Source organism: Actinocorallia lasiicapitis, from assembly GCF_054778695.1.
Genome location: NZ_BAAGZI010000082.1, coordinates 1 through 19,577, shown reverse-complemented (window position 1 = coordinate 19,577; position 19,577 = coordinate 1). Strand labels below are relative to the sequence as shown.

The following is a 19,577-nucleotide window of genomic DNA, read 5'->3' as shown; positions in this document are numbered from 1 at the left end:
CCGCGGCCACGGCCGCGCCCTGGTCACGGCGCTCGGCGACGCCCGTATCTGGGCCCACGGCGATCTTCCCGCGGCTGCGGCGCTGGCCGCCGCGCTGGGTTTGGCGCGCGTCCGGGCCTTGTTCCAGCTCCGGCGTCCTCTGAACGACTCGCTGCCGGTGAACCGGATTCACGCGGGTTTCGCGATCCGGACGTTCGAGCCGTCGGACGCCGAGGCGTGGCTGCGCCTCAACCGCGTCGCGTTCGCCGACCATCCCGAGCAGGGCCAGTGGACGATCGACGATCTCCGGCACCGCATGGACGAGCCGTGGTTCGACCCGTCCGGTTTCTTCCTCGCCACCAAGGGCGACCGCCTCGTCGGCTTCCACTGGACGAAAACCCACCCCGACGGCCTGGGCGAGGTCTACGTGGTCGGTGTCGACCCGTCCATCCAGGGCGTTGGCCTGGGCCGCACCCTGACCCTCGCCGGCCTCCACCACCTCCGCGACCGCGGCCTCCCCACCGTCCTCCTCTACGTCGACGAATCCAACACCAGCGCCGTCCGCCTCTACGAATCCCTGGGCTTCACCCGCCACCAAACCGACGTCATGTACGCCCCCACCCCCTCCTGACCCAGCCGAAGACACGCCGACCCCTCCCGACCGGTTCCGGGACATGGGCGCTCCGCTGGCGAACGCCGGCGAGTTCGTCACCGCCCCCGCACCCTGATCGATCCGTCAGGGCTGGGTGAGTTCGGCGAAGGGCAGGGGGCAGCATGGCTGGTGGGCGCAGGCCATCAGGTCGTCGCAGCCCGCGTTGATCGCGTCGGTCAAGGCGGTGCGGATGATCTTCAGGTCGGTGATGCGGCGCTCGACTTCGATCAGTTTCCGGCGTGCTCGTTGCCGGAGGCCCGTGTCGTGCCGGTGCCGGGCGGCTTCCAGCAGGTCGGCGACTTCGTCCAGGGTGAACCCGAGCCGCTGCGCCGTCTTGATCACCCGCAGGACGGTGACGGTTTCCTCGGGGTAGAGGCGGTGCCCGCCCAGGGTCCGTTCCGGCTCGGCGATCAGTCCTCGCCGCTCGTAGTAGCGCAGGGTCTGCCGGTTCACCCCGGCCGCGTCGGCGACCTGCTTGGACCGCAAGCCGTCGTATCCGCCACTCACCTGGCCCACCCCCGGGCGACGTCCTCCGGCGACGCGTTCCGCTCGGCCAACGCCTGCATCCCGTCCAACGTCGCCCCGGCCCCGTCCGGCGCGCTCACCTCGACCACCAGCCCGCCCTCCGCCCGCCCGTATCCGAACTCGAGAAACGCACAGCACCGCTCCTCCCGGGCGAACAGCTCCCGAACGACCGCTTCGCGAGCAGCGTCAGCATCAAAGATCAACCGAAGCCGCAGCGGCTCCCGCTCAACCCCCGTCAGCCCCTCAGCGAACAGCCCCTTGAACTCCTCCAACCGCGCCACCACCCCGCCGGACGACAGCGCGCACATGATCGGAACCTCAGCCATCGGGCCTCCCTCACGTCCGTCACCTCGACCGTAAGCCCGTACCCCGGTACAGCCCGCAAGCCGTCCAGACAGAAACCCACGACCAGAATGACGAAGGAGCGGTATCAGACAATGCTCCCGTCGGGCTTGACAGTGAAACCGCCGGTCAAGGGCGAGATGGAGATGCGAAGGCTCCATTCGACCGTCACGAAAAGGACGAGATCTCCGGACGGCCCACCCTCCACAGCAAAACTGCTGACCGTGTAGGAATTTCCGTTCCGAACGACCTCTTCATAGCAACTCGGCCGATCCAGCATAGACAGGATCGCGCGATAACCTTTACCCTCCCACTCTTTGAGCTTCTCTTCCAGGACATCCTGAGCGACCGTATTCTGTTCAGACCTTGCCATCATCAGATCCTCTTAAGACTTCTGCACCAGGAAGGCACGGGCCGCCAATGACGAACCCAAGAGACCGCAGCGCGGAGACTGATACCGCAACCGACAACCGGACAGCCGCACAACTCATGGTCGAGGCAGTCCACGATTTCGATCTCGACCTGTCCACCGAGGGCCTACGAGGAGCCTGGCGCTGACAGGCCGACGGCGAAAGCCATGAGACGAGTCGACGTAGGGGTCAGCCGGACGGGCATGGAAGCATATGTCCCTCGGCGAACGGTTTAGTATGGTGCATATTCCATCATTTCCCTACGGATCCTCCTCGGGATAATGTGATGATAGCTACCAGTGATCAAAGAGTCGCCCATGTCTAGACGGAACGAAGATCCGAATACCGAAAGAGTCTCCACCAATCCACCCGCCACGATTCCACCGACAACACTAGCCAGGTGCCCGAGATCCGCCGGCCCAAGCTCCACCCGAGATTCAGCACCAAATGAGACAACTATTTCATGCGAGCTCCAGTAAACCAAGATGCGTGATGCGTTTGGATTCACCGGGACAACGCGAACCATACCCGAACACTCCACATCCGGGTGGCTCTCAACAATCGCCCCATTGATCCCTCGAACGATTTCTTGAACCCCTGCCTCGATCCCACTCATTCCGGACTACCTTCATAGCAAACTCGACTGATCCAGCACAGATAGGATCGCACAATAGCCCGATGGTGAACTCAAGAGACCGCAGCGCGGAGACCGATACCGCAATCGACAACCGGACGGCTGCACAACTCATGGTCGGACAGTCCATGAGTTCGATCTTGACCTGTCCACCGACGGACTGCGCGGAGCCTGGCGCTGAGTGCCCCTGCCGACGGTGAAGGGTGCGATGGGGATCAGTCGATGTGAGGTGGGTGGCCGGAGAGGCCGTGGGTGATTCTGCGGTGGAGGGCGGGGTGGATGTCGTAGTCGGGCAGGTGTTCGGGGTCTACCCAGCGGACGTCGGAGGCCTCAGCGGGGTCGGGGGCGAGGTCGTGGGTGAGGGGACGGGCGTGGAGACAGACGTTCACGGGCTGGCGGACTTCGTCGATCTTGCCGTGCTTCTCGTAGACGATCACGTGGTCGGGGGTGGTGAAGACCCCGACGAGGCCCGTGATCTCGACGTCGATCCCGGTCTCCTCACGGCACTCGCGGACGGCACACTCAGTGATCGTCTCGCCTTTCTTGAGGCCGCCGGTGGGGATGGTCCACAGCCCGTTGTCGGTCCTGCGCAGCAGCAACAGCCGCCCCAGCTCGTCACGGACGATGACACTCGCGGACGGTTTTCGCGAGGTCGGCTCCGGCGCGTCCGGATCCTGCCAGTAGTCGATCCTGCGCGTGTTCGTCGACGTCAACGCCCCTCCTCTTGCAAGGCGTCCGCACTGGTCCTCGTGACGCACGGCGAGTGGCTCGCCCGCCGCCTGACCGGGACGGCTGCCGGTTCTGCCGTGTGCTGATCCAGTGGGTGGCCGCCGAGTGGCGGCACGGCGTCGGGCAGCGTGGTGGTCATCGTGGCCCTTCCTGGTCGGTGACGGGCGGGATCGTGTGAGTCCATGAGCCCCGGCGGAGGGTGAGGCGGCCGTCGGGGGTGATGGTGGCGGCGGCGCCTCGCCAGGGCAGCGACCCGTCGCCGATCCACCGCCAGCGCAGCTCGTCGAGGGTGTGCCAGAGGTTCTGCGGGCCTCCGGCGATGATGCGGGTTTCCCTGCGGCCGGTCTCGGTGTGGCCGACGGACCATGACCCGTCGGGGTGGGCGAGGATCAGGGAGCGGCGACCGTCGGTGGCGTCGCGGTCGAGGTAGTGCCACTCGATTCCTGGGATCTCCAGGGCGAGCATCGTGGCGAGCTCCCATGCGTCATCGAGGCTGACGACGGGCAGGGATGACGTCGACGGCGCGCCGTCCCACGCGTCCAGGAAGGTCTTCACGGCGTGGTCGTCGGCCAGGACGACGGCCGGGTAGTCGCCGGGCTGCCGGCGCGCGGTCATGAAACCGGCCCAGTCCCGCTCCACCCAGCCGACCGCTCCCCCGTCCTCGATGCGGTTGCCGGTGAGGATGATCGAGGTGTTCGCCAGGGTGGTGACGAACCGGCCGCCCGGCCGCAACATCCGTAGCCAGGACTCGGGGATGCCGGGGACGGAGAACGTGGCCACGAGCAGGTCGAAGCTGCCGGGCAGATCGTCCAGACCGTCGACGGCCAGGACTTCGGGGTGCAGGCGGGCTTCGCGGAGCCGTTCGGCCGCGACGGTGACGAGGCCGGGGTCGACGTCGACGCTCACGACATGGTCGTCGCCGAACACCGTGGCCAGCAACGCGGCCCCGTAGCCGGAGCCGGTGCCGAGATCGAGGACGTCGAGGCCTTTCAGGCCGGCCCGGTCGGCGGCCATGTGCCGATACATCTGGATGAGGACGACCGGCATGGACGCGCTGGAGGTCGGCCGCCCGACCTTGAGAAGCGTGCCGTCGGGGGTGGTGTCGGCGTGCTGCCCGGACATCTGGGTGACCAGGCTCCGGCGGGCGGCGTAGGCGGCGTCCCGCCAGGCGGCTTCGTCGGCCGCGCCCTCGCGGCGTGCCCATCCTTCAGCGGTGGGCTCCCACCACGTGGGGACGAAGACGTGGCGGGGGACAGCGGCGATCGCCGGCCTCCACACCGAGCCGGGGAGGGTGACCTGCTCGGACAGCCGCAGCGCAGCTTTCTGCCACTCCATCAGACGGCCGGGTTGCAGTCGTTGCTGTCGGCCGGCGGGCAGCCCTGGGCGGCCTGGGGCCGTTCGACGGCCTCCAGGGTCTGCTCCCACAGCGTGCTGTGCAGGAGCCGGGCGAGACCGTGGTCACGGACGTCACCGGCCTTGAGGTGGCGGCCGCCGAGCACGCACGGCATGAGCTTGCCGTCGGTGTCGATGGCCAGACGGCCGATCCCGCACATTCCGCACGACGGGGACGCGACGCCCGCGACGTTGCGGGAGGCGCGGCCGACGTCCCGGACGGAGCCGATCCGCACGTCGGTCAGGCCGAGCGCGCGTAGCTGCTCGGCGGCGGCAACGGCGTCCTGGCCGTAGTCGACTACGCGGCCCCGGACGGTGATTCCTCGGGCCACCGCTTCCTTGATCCCTGCCAGGGTCGCGGCGTGGCTGCCCGGGGTGCGGGTGATCGCGTCGTGGACGGCGGGATCGGTGGAATACCAGGACGTCGCCAGGCTCACCTCAGGATGGATCAGGTACGGCCACAGGGCGTCCGGGACGTCCGCGAGGTGGGAGAACACGATCACGCGGCGGCCGCGGATCAGCGCCCGCTGGATCATCAGCCCCAGATCGGGGTGGCTGGTCGGCTCTCCGCCGATCAGCTGGATCGTCCCGATCCCCAGGTCGGCGGCCTCGTCGATGACGGTCAGCCAGTCCGAGGTCTTCATGCCGCCGGTCCCGGCGCGGGGCCCGGAGTTGTTGTAGCAGCCGGTGCATCGGAGCTCGCAGGTCCGGGTGATCTCCAGCTCGGCCATCCAGTCCGCGAAGGACTCGACCGGCCGCTCCTCCATGATCGTCACACATGCTCCTCTGTCAGGTCGTGGTGCTGGGTGTCTTGACCGTGCGGGCGGCGCGCGTCCCGTCCGGTCTCATCGTCGCCTGCTTGCGAGGGTGGCGATCCGGATGCCGCGTGCCAATGCCGGACAGGGCAAGGCCGGCGGCGATCAGAAATGCCAAAGTGGCGTATCCGCCTTGTCAGGGCCGGTCTACGGTGGTGCAGGACCTCCGGACCGGCCCGTGTGAGCGAGCCTCCTACGAGAGCGGGGATCGTGGTGGGAACGCAGGGGCCCGTCTGTCCGGCGTGCCGTTACACCCGCCTCAGTCGCTACAACCCTGATCCGCTGTGCGGGCCGTGCATGACGGCGTCGCGGTCGACGGTGGGCGCCACGCCTCTGAGCATGTGGGATTCCGAGCCGCTCCGGCGCGCGCTCGCCCGCGCCGACATGGGCGCGGTGGTGGCCGTCCTGCGTGGGGCGACCGGCCTGTCCCAGCTGCAGTTCGGCGAACTCCTCGGCTGGTCGCAGACCATGGTGTACCGGATCGAGCGCGGAGAACGGAGAACCGCCAACGACATCGGGCAGATTCTGGGAATGTTCGATGCGTTGGGGATGCCGCGCGAAGCGCTGTTCCCGCTGGTTCTGGGGCGGGTCGACGTCGCGGTGGACTCCGACGAAGAGGTCGCGTTCTGGGGAACGGGAGTCAGCGAAGACGTGGACCGGCGCCACTTCAACCGGCTCATGGTCGGCACGGCGGTCGGGGTGATGATCCCCGCGCCTGAGCGTGTCGACCGCGGGCACGTCCGCTACCTGCACTCGTGCCTGGACCAGCTACGCGCCCGGGACCGGGCGGCCGGTGGCGGCGGCCTGCTGGCCGAGGCGGTCAGGGTCTACGAACGGGCCCGGCTGATGCTGGATGAAAGCGCCGAACGCGCCGCGGAAGCCGCCCGCCACGACCCCTCCCCGACGCTCCACGCGCTCATCGCGCTCCGCCAGGCCCTCGCCTACGCAGCCCTCGACGACGAGTTCGCGTTCCGATCCTCGATCAACCAGGCCCGCCGCGAACTCGACCGCGGCCGCCGGGCGGACGAGCTGCCCTGGACCGCGTTCGTGTCCCACTCCGAGATCACCGGCTACGAGGCCATGGGCGCGATGCTGCTCGATTCCCCGGCCAAGGCGGCCGAGCTGTACCAGGTCGTCCTCAACGACCCCGCGCGCTCTCCCCGCGACCGCGCCTACTACCGGGCCTGCCTCTCAGGTGCGCTCGCCCAATCCGGCGACCAGGGCGCGGCCGTCAGCGAAGCACTGACCGTGCTACCCGAGCTCCATGGGCGGGGCCTGACCTCCGTGCGCGTCCTGCAGGCCCTCGACCCCGTCCGCAAGGCGATGCCGGACGGCGACGCCTTCACCGTCCGGTACGACGCCGCCGCGAAGGCCCTCGCCGCCGCGACCGCGTGACAATGAGGGCATGAGCGACCTGTTGTTCCGCCGCTACGACGCGGCAGGCGCCCGCGCCCAACGCGACACCGTCCGGGACATCCACCTCGACGCCTACGCCACGACCGCCGGCACCGACCCGTTCCGCACGTCCGAGGAGTTCATGCGCCGATTCGACCGCTACGCCGGCCGCGACGGCCTGCTCCTGGTCATCGCCTACGACGGCGAAGCCGCGATCGGCCAAGCCTGGGGCTGGCCACTGACCGCGAACTCCGGCTGGTGGACCGGCCTCGCAACCGAACCCGAACCCGGCTTCACCACCGAGAACGGACACCGGACCTTCGCCCTGTCCGAACTCATGGTCCGGCAGGCATGGACCGGGTCGGGCGTCGCCCACGCCCTCCACGACGAACTCCTCCGCGACCGGCCGGAGCAGCGGGCAACACTCCTGGTCCGCCCCGCCAACCCCGCCTACGCGGCCTACGAACGGTGGGGATGGCGGAAGGCCACAGAACTACGACCGAACGTGACCCACGCACCCCTGATGGACGTTCTGATCAAGGACCTCTGAGGGGACGTTGGAAGTGTCGTTCGCCAGTACGGCGACGCATCGGATCGCCGTCCGGAGAGTTGCGTGCCGCTGGGCAGCGGTGCGAACTCGGTGAAAAGCGGGGGTGTGCCGCATACCGTGGGGGTGTCGAGACTGCGTCAGTGAGGCGGGGCCTGTGAACGAGGGCATCTCTGGAATCGGGGACCGGGTGCGGGAGCTGCGCCGGCGTCGCGGGCTCACCCAGGAGGAGCTGGCGGACGTGGCCGGGCTGAGTGTCGCGGTCGTCAAGAAGATCGAGCAGGGCGGCAGCGCCCGCATGGAGACCTACCATCAGCTCGCCCGCGCGCTCAACGTGACGACCGTGTGGTTCGGCGCCGCGGCGTCCCCGGCTCCGGTCGAACCCGCGCGGGACGAGCTCGTCCTCGCCGAGATGCGCCGGGCCATCAGCCCGCCTCTGGGGATTGGCGGTGACCCACTGCGCCCTGTGGGCGGAGAGCAGCAGCCGGATCTGGTCCGGCTGGACCGCGCGATCACCTCGGTCGCGGCGGCTTACTACGCCGACCGGTACGACGACGTCGCTTCGCTGGCCCCCGCCATCATCGACTCGGCCAATCTCCATGTGCGGGAGCTCGACGGATCCGAGCACGACCGGGCCGTGCGGCTGCGCGGCGTCGTGTTGGGCGTCACCGGCCGGTATCTCATCCAGGTCCGTCAGCATGATCTCGCGCAGACCGCGTTGCGGGACTGCCTCCGTGACGCCGTCGCGGTCGGTGACGACTCTCTCGCGGCGGCCGCCGTTTCGTCGCAGGCGTGGTCGCTGCTGCGGCAGGGACGGTTCGCGGAGGTGGAAGATCTCTGTGTCCGTACCGCCGATGAGATCGAGCCCCGCCGGATGCGGGCCGCGACCCCCGACCAGCTCGCCGCGTGGGGTTGGCTGCTGCTGCGCGCCGGAGCCGCGGCGGCCCGCAACAACCGGGTCGAGGAGGCGCGGGAACTCCACTCGGTGGCGCGGGCGGCTGCCGCCCCGCTGCCCGGCGAGATCGACACGGCCGAGAATCTGATGTTCGGCACGGTCACCGTCGATTTGAAGACGATCGAGGCCGAGTTGATCCTGGGGCATCCCGAACGGGCGCTGGAACTGTCGGAACGGATCCCGCCCGAGGTGAGTTCACGACTCCGGACCGGGGTGAACCGCCACGGACTGGACAAGGCCAAGGCGAACCTTCAGGTCGGCAGGCCCGCCGAGGCGCTGGGCATCCTGCAGATGCTCCGCAGGCGCTCCCCGGAATGGCTGCGCTACCAGCAGGCCGCGCGGGACATCACCGAGGACATCATGAACACGCGCAAACGGATGCCGTCACGTGAGCAGCGCGATATGGCGGCCTTTCTGGGCCTTCCGGTGGCCTGACGGCTACGCTCCATAGCCTTCTCGCGGCCGTCCGCCCGAAAGGGCTGCGTAGCGCGCCTGTCACGCGTCGATGACGCTCCGTACCGTCTCGGACAACCCGAAAACCCTAGGGGTCCGAATGGATACCGGCTTGCGCGGCCCATGGCCGACGATCAGCGAAGCGCTCACGGCCGTCTTCGGCGGCGAGTGGGAGATCTGGCGCGACCTGCGAGCCGACGGCTCACACGGCGAGTGGCTCGCCCGCCGCCTGACCGGGACGGCCCGCCCCACGCTGCGTGCCGGCACCATCCACGACCTCGCCGAACAACTGGCAGGTGATCATGGACGCGCACGAAACACCGAACCCCGAGCTGACCCGCCTCGGCATCCGCCACCCAGGCTGGCGGATCCGGCTGACGCGTGATGCTCGGAGCCTGATCGCGACCCGGCTCGATCGTGATCATGTGACGGAGGAGGAGCAGGTCGCCGGGGTGGTGATGACGGTCATCGAGGACAGCCCCGAGCGGCTGAGCGAGGCGTTGGCGCTTCAGGCCGAGGCCGAGGCGACGGTATGACCGGTGATCAGCCGCCCCGCTGCCGGTTCTGCCGGGTGCCGGTCCAGTGGGTGGCCGAATGGTGGGAACACGTGGACGGCACGGTCGCGTGCAACCCCACACAGCGCAGCCATCCGCCGCGCGGCACCAACGCCGCTCCGGAGGAGTCGGTGGATCAGGGTCATGGGTAGTGCGAGCGTGATCATCAGACGGGTCGTCAGCCGCCCTTTGTGTGGTGGCGGGGCCCGCGCTCGCGGTTGGCCGCGACTGCTTACGCTCGACGGCCGCCTTCCGGCCGCGCTGGGATCGTCAGGGATTCAACCAACGTCAGGAGTCCGCCGAGGGCTCCGTGTCCGGAACGGCTTCGCCATGCCGAACGGCTTTTCACCCGGCCAGGACGGGGAGACCCGCGAGCTCGACAGCCTGCGGCTCCTGGCGCTCCCGCAGTCGGTCCGGATGGCCCGACGGCTCGTGACGACGAGACTGGCCCAGCGGGGCCTCGATCACCTGATCGACCAGGTCGCCCTCGTGGTGTCGGGGTACACGACCAACGCGGTGCGCGCTACGGGCCCGGACGAGGCTCCCCAGGGATACGCCGAGCTTCACGCCGCAACGCCGCCGATGCTCACCGTCCGGCTGCGGCTCACGGCCAGCCACTTGATCGCGGAAGTCGGCGACGTGTCGCAGGCGCCTCCGGTCCCGCGCGCTGCCGGGGAGCTCGACGAGGACGGCCGGGGGCTCACGCTGGTCCGCGCGGCCGCCGATCACGTCGGCTACCGCCTGAGCGCCGAGGGGAAGATCGTGTGGGCGGCCTGGCGGCTGGATGCCGCCTCCGCACCGCAACGGCCGGAGGCGCTGAACGCCTGATGCGGCTGCCCGCCCCGGACCAGACCACACAGCCAGCCGCCCGGGTGGCAGACTCGGGCATCTGGTGCGTTCCGTCTTGATTCGGACAGGTGATTTCGGCTTCTGAGTGGCCGAGCTCCCCGGGGTTCGGGGGTGCAGGGGGCTTGGTCCCCTTGCAGGGGCTCGGGGGCCGGGCCCCGATCGGCGGGGCCTTGAGCGGAGCGAAAGACCGCGCTTTTTGAGGAGCGGGCGGGGCGGGCGGCCTATCCTTTGGGCGGGGGGTTTTGGGGTGGTGTGAGCTTGTTCACCTTATGGCAATACCAAATCGAGACATTCTTCCCAGATGTGTTCGATCGTGTTCACGCCCCGTTCATCTGGACCGGTCCGAGTCGTTCACCTGGGCTTCCTACCTTCGGAGCATGACGGTGACCCCATCACCCTGAACAGCCACGGGGACACCGCGCCTACCCAGGAGGAATTCCCCGTGAAGAACGGCATCCGGCTTTCCGCGATCGGCGGCGTCGTGCTCGCCAGCGCGCTCGCCCTCTCCGCGTGCGGCTCGGACGATAACGGCAGCGGCAACACCACTGCCTCGCCCGGCGACGCCAGCTGCGTCAAGGGCACCGTCGCCGCTGCCGGTTCGAGCGCGCAGAAGAACGCCATCGAGTCCTGGACCAACGGCTACGGCGAGAACTGCTCCGGCGCGACCCTGAACTACACCGCCTCCGGCTCCGGCGCGGGCATCCAGGCGTTCACCCAGAAGCAGGCGGCGTTCGCCGGCTCCGACTCGGCGCTGAAGCCCGAAGAGGTCGAGCCGCTGAAGACCCGCTGCGGCGGCAACACCCCGCTGAACCTGCCGATGGTCGTCGGCCCGGTCGGCGTGGTCTACAACCTGAAGGACGTCAAGGACCTCCAGCTGTCCTCCGCGACCCTCGCCAAGATCTTCTCCGGCAAGGTCAAGACCTGGAACGACCCGGCGATCGCCGCCGAGAACAAGGACGCGAAGCTCCCGGCGACCCCGATCAAGCCGGTCTACCGCGCCGACGAGTCGGGCACCACCGACAACTTCACCAAGTTCCTGAACAAGACGGCTCCCGCCGACTGGAAGTGGGAGAAGTCGAAGGTCTGGCCCGCCGACATCGCCGCCGCCGGTCAGGGCGCGCCGAAGTCCGACGGTGTGAGCACCCTGGTCAAGCAGACCGAGGGTTCGATCTCCTACGTCGAGCTGTCGTACGTGACCAACAACCAGCTCTCGGCCGTCAAGGTCAAGAACGGCGCCGGCGAGTACGTGGCCGTCTCCCCCGAGGCCTCCTCCAAGACCATCGAGGGCGCGACCGTCAAGGGCACCGGCAACGACCTGGCCCTCGACATCGACTACACGACCAAGACCCCGGGCGCCTACCCGATCGTCCTGGTCACCTACGAGATCGTCTGCGAGAAGGGCCTGGACAAGGCCGAGGCCGACTTCGTCAAGTCGTTCCTCACCTACACCGCGTCCCCCGCGGGCCAGGAGCAGCTCGTCAAGATCGGCTACGCCCCGGTCCCCGACAGCGTGATCACCAAGGTCCGCGCCTCCGTCGCCGCCCTCTCCTAGTCCGAGCAGAGCGCTGACCGGCCAGAACGACAGTGGCCCCGCCGCCCCACCGGGCGGCGGGGCTACACCCGCTTCCGAATCAAAGGTAAAGAACCCTGAAGGAGGGGTTGGGGTGACCAGCTTCGACGAGGTGAACGCGGCCGCCACAGCGGTGCGCGCGCCGCGTAAGCCCGCGAGCACCGGACGCCAAGGCGACCGGCTGTTCTACGGCGCCTCGCTCGGCTCGGGCGTCTTCGTCCTGGTGATCATGGCCGCGATCGCGACCTTCCTCATCGTGAAGGCGATCCCGGCCCTGCAGGCCAACGACGCGAACTTTCTGACGTCACAGGAGTGGAACCCGAACGCCACCCCGGCGAAGTTCGGGATCGCCCAGCTCGCGTTCGGCACGCTGATGGCGTCGGCGATCGCCCTGATCCTGGCCACCCCGGTCGCGATCGGCATCGCGCTGTTCACCGCGTTCTACGCCCCGCGCAAGATCGCCAGCGCGCTCGGCTACGTGGTGGACCTGCTCGCGGCCGTCCCGTCGATCGTGTACGGGCTCTGGGGCGCGATGTTCTTCGTCACCAAGATGGACGACGTCTCGATCTTCCTCAACGCCCACTTCGGCTGGTTCCCGCTGTTCGGCGGCCCCGCGGAGGACGTCGGCGGGCGCACCCTGTTCACCGCGGGCATCGTGCTGGCCATCATGATCCTGCCGATCATCTCCTCGATCTCCCGCGAGGTGTTCCTGCAGGTACCGCAGGCCAACATGGAGGCGGCGCTCGCCCTCGGCGCGACCCGCTGGGAGATGATCCGGATGGCCGTCCTGCCGTTCGGCCGCTCCGGCATGATCAGCGCGATGATGCTCGGCCTGGGCCGCGCGATGGGCGAGACGATCGCCGTCGCGCTGGTGCTGAGCCTCGCGCCCGGCATCACGCTGCACATCCTCAAGAACGGCGGCAACACCTTCGCCTCCAACATCGCGCTCAGCTTCGCGGAGGCCGGGAAGACCGGCCAGGGCGCGCTGATCGCGTCCGGTCTGGTGCTGTTCGTCATCACCATGCTGATCAACATGGGCGCGCGGGCTGTCGTCGCGCGGCGCAAGGAGTTCGTGTGAGCACCAAGCAGGAGATCCCGTCCCTCGCGCTGCCGCCGGTCTCGGCACGGCGCAAACTCACCGACAAGGCCGTCCACGCCCTCGTCTACGTGTTCTTCGGTCTCGCGCTGATCCCGCTGGTCTCCGTCATCTGGATGGTCGTCAGCAAGGGCATCGGCAAGCTGAACCCGGACTTCCTCAACCACTCCATGAAGGGCGTGGCCGGATTCCAGGAGGGCGGCGGCATCTACCACGCCATCATCGGCACCCTGGAGATCATCGCGATCACCACGGTGCTGGCGGTGCCCGTCGGCATCCTGACCGCCGTCTACCTGGTCGAATACGGCAAGGACGGCCGGCTCGCCAAAGCGATCAGCTTCTTCGTGGACGTCATGACCGGCATCCCGTCGATCATCGCAGGCCTGTTCATCCTGGCCTTCTGGATCCTGACGCTCGGTTTCGAGGCGTCCGGCCTGGCCGGCGCGCTGTCCCTCACCATCCTGATGATCCCGACCGTGGTCAGGTCGGCGGAGGAGATGCTGAAGCTCGTCCCGAACGAGCTGCGTGAGGCGTCCTACGCGCTCGGCGTGCCGCGCTGGCGGACCATCACCAAGGTCGTCCTGCCGACCGCGTTCAGCGGCATGGTCACCGGAATCATGCTGGCCGTCGCGCGCGTTATGGGAGAGACCGCGCCGCTGCTGCTGGTCGTCGGCTTCACCAAGGTGATCAACACCAACGGTTTCTCCGGCGCCATCGGCTCGCTGCCCACCTTCATCTGGGACCAGGCCGGCGACTCCAACGAGTTCGCGCACGAACGGGCCTGGGCCGCCGCCCTCACCCTGATCCTCATCATCATGCTGCTCAACCTCGGTGCCCGGCTCGTCGCCCGCCGAACCAAGATCGGTTAAGGAGTCTCAGTCCCCATGGCGAAGCGCATCGAGGTCTCCGGCCTCAACGCCTACTACGGCAACTTCCTGGCCGTCGAGGACGTGTCGATGACCGTCGAGCCCCGCTCGGTCACCGCGTTCATCGGCCCGTCGGGCTGCGGCAAGTCGACCTTCCTGCGCACCCTCAACCGGATGCACGAGGTGATCCCCGGCGGCCGCGTCGAAGGCAAGGTCCTCCTGGACGACCAGGACCTGTACGACGACAAGGTCGACCCGGTGGCCGTCCGCCGCGTGGTCGGCATGGTGTTCCAGAAGCCGAACCCGTTCCCCACGATGTCGATCTACGAGAACGTCGCGGCGGGTCTCAAGCTCAACGGGATCAAGGCGCGCGGCGAACTCGACGGGATCGTCGAGGAGTCGCTCAAGGGCGCGAACCTGTGGAACGAGGTCAAGGACCGGCTCGCCAAGCCGGGAGCGGGCCTGTCCGGCGGTCAGCAGCAGCGTCTGTGCATCGCGCGCGCCATCGCCGTCCAGCCCCAGGTCCTGCTCATGGACGAGCCGTGCTCCGCCCTGGACCCGATCTCCACCCTCGCCATCGAGGACCTGATCGCCCAGCTCAAGTCGCAGTACACGATCGTGATCGTGACGCACAACATGCAGCAGGCCGCCCGCGTCTCCGACAAGACCGCGTTCTTCAACATCGCGGGCACCGGCAAGCCTGGCAAGCTGATCGAACTGGACGACACGTCCAAGATCTTCACCAACCCCGGCGAGAAGGCCACCGAGGACTACATCACCGGCCGCTTCGGCTGATCCGTCACTTCAGCACCAGGGGCCCGCCTACTCGGCGGGCCCCTTCGCGTTCCAGGTCAACTAGATGCCATGTCGTACGAAAACGTCCGTGTTAGGGGTGTGCGGGAGTTGATCACTGGCAACCATCACTGATGAAGGTTGGTGGACAGCGGGGAAAGCTCCGGTGAAAGTTCGTCATACCGGGCACGACCGCCTACGATCGCCTGCGGATAGTTCCCGCACTAGGAGAAGAACGTGCGCTTGCGTCTCACACCGCGTGAAGACGGCTTCTACGACCTGTTCGCCGACTCGGCGAACAACCTGGTCACCGGAGCCCGCCTGCTCGTGGAGCTCATCAGCGACGGCGCTGACCGAGAGGCCATCGCGGAGAAGATGCGCGCCTGCGAACACGCCGGCGACGAATGTACTCATGCGATCATGCATCGGCTCAACGAGAGCTTCATCACCCCGTTCGACCGGGAGGACATCTACGATCTCGCCTCCCAGCTCGACGACGTCATGGACTACATGGAAGAGGCCGCTGATCTAGTCGTCCTGTACAAGATCGAACGGCTGCCGAAGGACGTCGTGCGCCAGGTCGAGGTGCTGGAACGCGCCGCCGAGCTGACCGCCGAGGCGATGCCGCGACTGAAGACCCTGCGGGAGCTGAACGCGTTCTGGATCGAGATCAACCGTCTCGAGAACCAGGCCGACCAGATCTACCGCAAGCTGCTGGCGCACCTGTTCAGCGGCGAGTACGAGCCCCTTGAAGTCATGAAGCTCAAGGAGATCATCGACCGCCTCGAAGACGCCGCCGACGCGTTCGAGCACGTGGCGAACACCGTCGAGACCATCGCGGTCAAGGAATCATGACCGAGGAAGGCCCGGGGAGCACCGAGCCGGGGAGCGTCAAGGAGCTTCCCCCGCTGGAGAAGCACAAGCAGCCCGAGACGACGCAGAGCAAGCGCACGCTCTACGTCACGGTCAGCGGCGCTGTGGTCACGCTGCTGTCGGCGGGCATCGCCATCGCCATGCTCGGGGTGTCGGCGGAGAGCATCTGGCTGGTGCTCGTCGTCGCCGTCGCGCTCGGGTTCAACTACACCAACGGCTTCCACGACGCCGCCAACGCCATCGCCACCTCGGTGTCGACCCGGGCGCTGACCCCGCGCGCGGCGCTGATCATGGCCGCGGTGATGAACCTGCTCGGCTCGTTCGTGGGCGTCGGCGTCGCCAAGACCATCGCCGACATCCTGCCCACGCTCGAAGGCGTCAGCGGGCTGACGGTCGTGTTCGCGGCGCTGGCGGGCGCGATCGTCTGGAACCTGATCACGTGGTGGTTCGGACTGCCGTCGTCGTCCTCACACGCCCTCATCGGCGGCCTGGTCGGCGCGGGCATCGCCGCCGCCACCACGATCGGCTGGGACAAGGTCGTCGAGAAGGTCATCATCCCGATGATCCTTTCGCCGATCGCCGGGTTCGTCCTCGGCTACCTGGTGATGGTCGCGATCCTGTGGCTGTTCCGGCGGGCCAGACCCGGCAAGGTCAGCCGCGGCTTCCGGATCGCCCAGTCCCTGTCCGCGGCGGCCATGGCATTCGGACACGGCCTCCAGGACGCGCAGAAGACCATGGGCGTCATCGTGCTGGCACTGGTGGCCACCGGCTACCAGACCGACGCCTCGCACGTCCCGCTCTGGGTGACCCTCGTCAGCGCGTTCGTGCTGTCCATGGGCACCTACGCGGGCGGCTGGCGGATCATGCGGACGCTCGGCCGCAAGGTCATCGAACTGGACCCGCCGAAGGGGTTCGCGGCCGAGGCCACGGCCGCCTCCATCCTGTACGTCGCGGCCATCGGCTACCACGCGCCGATCTCCACCACCCACGTGATCTCCTCGGCGATCATGGGTGTGGGGTCGACGCAGCGGCTGTCGGCGGTCCGCTGGGGCATGGCGGGCAACATCCTCATCGCCTGGATCCTGACGCTTCCAGCGGCGGGAGGCATGGCGGCGATCGTGTACTTCGCGTTGAAGATCTTCGGGTTGACGACGCCGTAGGCGCAGCGAAGGGGCCGCTCAGGACGTCCACGTCCCGAGCGGCCCCTTTTCGCCGTCAGACCACAGGCTCCGGACAGACTCCCAGGACGATGTCGATCTCGGCGTCCGTCAGCTGCCGTTCCGCGGTGGCGACCGCGCTCAGCAGCTCCGAGTACAGCTCGATCTCCCCGAGAGCCACGTCATCGTGCAAGCGCCGGTCGAGTTCGGTCAAGCGCATCCGCGTCCACCTCCTCCTTGCAAGAACCCCACACCCAGGGCCAAGGCTACGCCGCGGCCCCGCCGGATCCCATGACCCAAGCGGGCCATTCGATGGCCATCCGTGCTAGTCGTTGCGCTGGGTCTCGTGCAGGTTCCCGAGGATTCTCAGGTTGGACTCCGGCAGGTCGCGGACGGTCAGCCGCGCGACGGTCAGGCCGTCGGCGCCCTGGATCCCGGCGAGCCGGCGGTTCTGGTTGACGACGGTCTCGTCGAACCACTGGCGGACCGTCCTGCCGTAGGCGAAGTCGTCGCCGTCGCGGCCGCGGGCGATCCGCGCCATCAGCTCCGCCCTGACCTCCTCGTCGACCACGTACAGCTTGCTCTCGGCCAGCGCCGAGAACAGCTGGACGAGCTCGCGGTCGGACGGCGGGTCGAAACGGAGCCGCTGGAACGTCGCCGCCACATCCGGATTCGCCCGGAGGAACCTGGACAGATCGCCGCCCGAGATGATCAGCATGAAGGAGTGTTCGCGCATCCCGCGGAACAGCTCCCCCACCACCGACTGGGAGAGGCGGTCCGCGTCCTGGACGAGCAGGATGCCGCCGTCGGCCTGCTGGACCATCCCGGCGACCTTCAGCTCCGTGTCGAGGGCGTCCCGGCCGTTCAGATGCTGCGGACGGCACTGGATCAGATGGCCCGAAGGAAGCAGGCCCAGCGCGCCGAAGATCCCGCCGATCAGGCCGGCCACGGTGCTCTTGCCGGTGCCGGGCGGGCCCTCGAACAGCAGGTTGACGGGGCCCTCCGCCTCGTCGGCGAGCCGCTGGACGTCGGCCTTGACGTCGGGGATGCCGAGCAGGTCGCGCAGGGTCCTCAGATAGCCGTCGACGTCGCCGGCCGGGCGGAGCGACGGCTCGATCGACTCGGCGACGCCCGTCAGATCCTCGGCCCGCACCACGAGACTGTCGCGGGCGCCGCGTCCCAGAGCCCGCTGGCAGGCGCGCTCCAGATACGCCTCGACGAGCCGGGCGCCGGTCAGATCGCCGGGGCCGCGCAGCCGTCCGAGGTCTTCGCGGGCGATCGCCCAGGCGTCGCCGTCGAGCGACGTGCGGCGCTCCTGCGCGAGGACCCCGAGCAGCGTCGACCGCTGCTCGACACCCCGCAGCTCCGGCAGACGGAACACACGGAAGATCTCCTGCAGTTCCGGATGTTCCTGGGCGAACCGCTTGAAAGTTCGCGGATCACAGGTGGCGATCATCGGCGTCCTGGCGCGGCCGCGGACCGTGCGGAGCGTCCGCAGGAACGCCTTCGGATCGGCGGCCTCCAGGATCGCCGCGTCGATCCGCTCCAGCAGGACGGTCTGCCCGCCGGGATCGAACAGCGACGCCAGCCGCTCCAAAGCCAGCCCGCGCAGCTCCTCCGCGTCACTGATCCGGTAGCCGCCGTCGCCGACGATCTGCGCGATCATCCGCCCGAACCGCCGCTGCCCCGTGTGCGCGCCGCCGACGAGCAGCACCGACACCGCCACCGGCCCGTTCCCGGGGGCCATGCCGCCGCCGTCCAGCATCGTGCGGGGCACCCCGCCGACGCCCCGATCCAGGGACGTCGCCCTGACGTCCGGCGCGGTGGGCCCTTCCCCGGCGCCGCGGTCGACCATCGTCGCGAACTCGACGCCCGGCCCGCCCGCCTGCGGCACACGTCCCTGATCCAGCATCGTCGCCTGCTCGACCGGACGGGCTCCCTCACCCCGCGCCTGCGCGAGCGCCTCATTGATCGCACCCTGATCGAGCATGGTCGCCTGCGCGTCCGCCACGAACGGCCGCACCCCGCCATCCCGCCCCTCGGGCCGCTCCGACGCCCGCGCCCCACCGGACTCGGCCAGCGCGTCGCGGACGGCACCACCGTCCAGCATCGTCGCCTGCTCAACCGGCACGGCTCCACTCCCGGCCGCACCACGCGCCTCGGCCAGCGCGTCACGGACGGCACCACCGTCCAGCATGGTCGCCTGCTCGACCGGCGCGGCCGCGCCTCCCGCCGCACGCGCTTCGGCCAGCGCGTCACGAACCGCAGCGCCATCCAGCATCGTCGCCTGCTCGATGGGCACCCCGGATCCGCTGCCTGCCGGGCCCTCCTCCTCAGATGGGCCGCGCCCTTCCGAGTTCTCCGCCTGCCCAGCCGCTTCGGACGCGCTTCGCGCCTGCGCCATCGCGTCCTGCCAGGCCCCGGCGTCGAGCATCGTCGCCGCCCCGGCATTCCCGGCGGGCGGCACATCGGCAGGCGCACTCATCGCCTCAGCCGCCGCCGCCCGCAACCCATCGGAATCCCGAGAAGTCACCTGGGCATCGAACCCGGCCCGACCCGCGCCGTCCTGACCCGCCCGTCCCGGCTGACCGGACACCGCCCCGCGCGAGCCATCACCCGCCTGACCGGCACCCTGCTGCGGCGAGCCCGCCTGCTCGGAACCGAACCCACCAGGCGGCTGGACCATCGTGCGGTCAAGCGGCTGCGGCTGTTGAGCGCCGTCGGCACCTCCCTGGGGACCGCCTGCCTGCTGCTGGGCCGCGGGAGCTTGAGGAGAGGCGAAAGCACCGGGCGGCTGGACCATCGTGCGGTCGAGAGGCTGCGCCTGCTGGGCGCCGTCCGCCGGTCCCTGGAGGCCGCCGGCCTGCTGCTGAGCTGCGGAGGCTTGAGGGGAGGCGAAGCCGCCAGGAGGCTGGATCATGGTGCGGTCGAGGGGCGGGTGGGGGTGGTGGCCGCCTTGGGGGGCGGGGGGGTGGACGAGGGTCTGGTCGTG

The 19,577-nt window shown here is 68.9% G+C and carries 21 protein-coding genes; 13 read left to right on the top strand and 8 right to left on the bottom strand.

What is annotated here, in order from left to right; all coding sequences use genetic code 11:
• Window positions 1–610, top strand: a 610-nt coding sequence (gene mshD / locus ACYVE7_RS12450; protein ID WP_460364792.1) for a mycothiol synthase, incomplete at its 5' end; no start/stop codon positions are given.
• A gap of 105 nt (window positions 611–715) precedes the next feature.
• Here mshD and ACYVE7_RS12445 read toward each other — a convergent pair.
• The 6 genes from ACYVE7_RS12445 to ACYVE7_RS12420 form a co-directional block, all read right to left on the bottom strand.
• The gene (locus tag ACYVE7_RS12445; protein WP_460364791.1) at window positions 716–1,138 is read right to left on the bottom strand and encodes a MerR family transcriptional regulator; all 423 of its coding nucleotides are present in this window, start codon (window positions 1,136–1,138) and stop codon (window positions 716–718) included.
• A complete protein-coding gene (locus ACYVE7_RS12440) occupies window positions 1,135–1,482 on the bottom strand; it encodes a hypothetical protein (RefSeq protein WP_460364790.1) in 348 nt (115 codons plus the stop codon). Before ACYVE7_RS12440 ends, ACYVE7_RS12445 begins: the two co-directional genes overlap by 4 nt.
• Window positions 1,483–1,586: 104 nt before the next feature.
• Window positions 1,587–1,874 carry a hypothetical protein gene (locus tag ACYVE7_RS12435; protein ID WP_460364789.1) on the bottom strand — a complete coding sequence of 96 codons (288 nt, stop codon included), beginning with the start codon at window positions 1,872–1,874 and terminating at the stop codon, window positions 1,587–1,589.
• Window positions 1,875–2,757: 883 nt separating this feature from the next.
• Window positions 2,758–3,255 (bottom strand): NUDIX domain-containing protein, encoded by a 498-nt coding sequence (locus tag ACYVE7_RS12430; RefSeq protein ID WP_460364788.1) that lies wholly within the window; start codon window positions 3,253–3,255, stop codon window positions 2,758–2,760.
• A gap of 151 nt (window positions 3,256–3,406) precedes the next feature.
• Window positions 3,407–4,606 (bottom strand): methyltransferase domain-containing protein, encoded by a 1,200-nt coding sequence (locus ACYVE7_RS12425; RefSeq protein WP_460364787.1) that lies wholly within the window; start codon window positions 4,604–4,606, stop codon window positions 3,407–3,409.
• Window positions 4,606–5,430, bottom strand: a complete 825-nt coding sequence (locus tag ACYVE7_RS12420) for a radical SAM protein (protein WP_460364793.1) — start codon at window positions 5,428–5,430, stop codon at window positions 4,606–4,608. Before ACYVE7_RS12420 ends, ACYVE7_RS12425 begins: the two co-directional genes overlap by 1 nt.
• Before the next feature lie 387 nt (window positions 5,431–5,817).
• Between ACYVE7_RS12420 and ACYVE7_RS12415 the strand changes: the two genes are divergently transcribed.
• The 12 genes from ACYVE7_RS12415 to ACYVE7_RS12360 all read left to right on the top strand — a co-directional run bounded on the left by ACYVE7_RS12415 (window position 5,818) and on the right by ACYVE7_RS12360 (window position 16,588).
• A complete protein-coding gene (locus tag ACYVE7_RS12415; protein ID WP_460364786.1) occupies window positions 5,818–6,873 on the top strand; it encodes a helix-turn-helix domain-containing protein in 1,056 nt (351 codons plus the stop codon).
• A 10-nt stretch (window positions 6,874–6,883) separates the two neighbouring features.
• On the top strand, window positions 6,884–7,423 hold the full coding sequence (locus ACYVE7_RS12410) for a GNAT family N-acetyltransferase (RefSeq protein WP_460364785.1): 540 nt from the start codon (window positions 6,884–6,886) through the stop codon (window positions 7,421–7,423).
• Window positions 7,424–7,577: 154 nt separating this feature from the next.
• Window positions 7,578–8,810 (top strand): helix-turn-helix domain-containing protein, encoded by a 1,233-nt coding sequence (locus tag ACYVE7_RS12405; protein ID WP_460364784.1) that lies wholly within the window; start codon window positions 7,578–7,580, stop codon window positions 8,808–8,810.
• Window positions 8,811–9,130: 320 nt separating this feature from the next.
• A complete protein-coding gene (locus ACYVE7_RS12400) occupies window positions 9,131–9,364 on the top strand; it encodes a hypothetical protein (RefSeq protein ID WP_460364783.1) in 234 nt (77 codons plus the stop codon).
• A complete protein-coding gene (locus ACYVE7_RS12395) occupies window positions 9,361–9,534 on the top strand; it encodes a hypothetical protein (RefSeq protein WP_460364782.1) in 174 nt (57 codons plus the stop codon). Before ACYVE7_RS12400 ends, ACYVE7_RS12395 begins: the two co-directional genes overlap by 4 nt.
• A 178-nt stretch (window positions 9,535–9,712) precedes the next feature.
• The gene (locus ACYVE7_RS12390; protein ID WP_460364781.1) at window positions 9,713–10,210 is read left to right on the top strand and encodes an ATP-binding protein; all 498 of its coding nucleotides are present in this window, start codon (window positions 9,713–9,715) and stop codon (window positions 10,208–10,210) included.
• 463 nt (window positions 10,211–10,673) lie between these two features.
• Window positions 10,674–11,783, top strand: coding sequence for a phosphate ABC transporter substrate-binding protein PstS (pstS, locus tag ACYVE7_RS12385; RefSeq protein WP_460364780.1), 1,110 nt, complete (start codon window positions 10,674–10,676; stop codon window positions 11,781–11,783).
• 112 nt (window positions 11,784–11,895) lie between these two features.
• Entirely contained in the window at window positions 11,896–12,879 is a 984-nt protein-coding gene (gene pstC, locus ACYVE7_RS12380) for a phosphate ABC transporter permease subunit PstC (protein WP_460364779.1), read from the top strand.
• On the top strand, window positions 12,876–13,766 hold the full coding sequence (gene pstA, locus ACYVE7_RS12375) for a phosphate ABC transporter permease PstA (RefSeq protein WP_460364778.1): 891 nt from the start codon (window positions 12,876–12,878) through the stop codon (window positions 13,764–13,766). The genes pstC and pstA overlap by 4 nt, the downstream gene beginning before the upstream one ends.
• 15 nt (window positions 13,767–13,781) lie before the next feature.
• Window positions 13,782–14,558, top strand: a complete 777-nt coding sequence (pstB, locus tag ACYVE7_RS12370) for a phosphate ABC transporter ATP-binding protein PstB (protein WP_460364777.1) — start codon at window positions 13,782–13,784, stop codon at window positions 14,556–14,558.
• A gap of 234 nt (window positions 14,559–14,792) precedes the next feature.
• On the top strand, window positions 14,793–15,410 hold the full coding sequence (locus tag ACYVE7_RS12365) for a DUF47 domain-containing protein (RefSeq protein ID WP_460364776.1): 618 nt from the start codon (window positions 14,793–14,795) through the stop codon (window positions 15,408–15,410).
• Entirely contained in the window at window positions 15,407–16,588 is a 1,182-nt protein-coding gene (locus ACYVE7_RS12360) for an inorganic phosphate transporter (RefSeq protein ID WP_460364775.1), read from the top strand. Before ACYVE7_RS12365 ends, ACYVE7_RS12360 begins: the two co-directional genes overlap by 4 nt.
• Before the next feature lie 55 nt (window positions 16,589–16,643).
• Here the strand turns inward: ACYVE7_RS12360 and ACYVE7_RS12355 are convergent, their stop codons facing one another.
• Together ACYVE7_RS12355 and ACYVE7_RS12350 are read right to left on the bottom strand one after the other, a co-directional pair.
• Window positions 16,644–16,805, bottom strand: coding sequence for a hypothetical protein (locus ACYVE7_RS12355; RefSeq protein ID WP_460364774.1), 162 nt, complete (start codon window positions 16,803–16,805; stop codon window positions 16,644–16,646).
• Window positions 16,806–16,910: 105 nt separating this feature from the next.
• Window positions 16,911–19,577: ATP-binding protein (locus ACYVE7_RS12350; RefSeq protein WP_460364772.1), on the bottom strand; the 2,667-nt coding region annotated here is incomplete at its 5' end.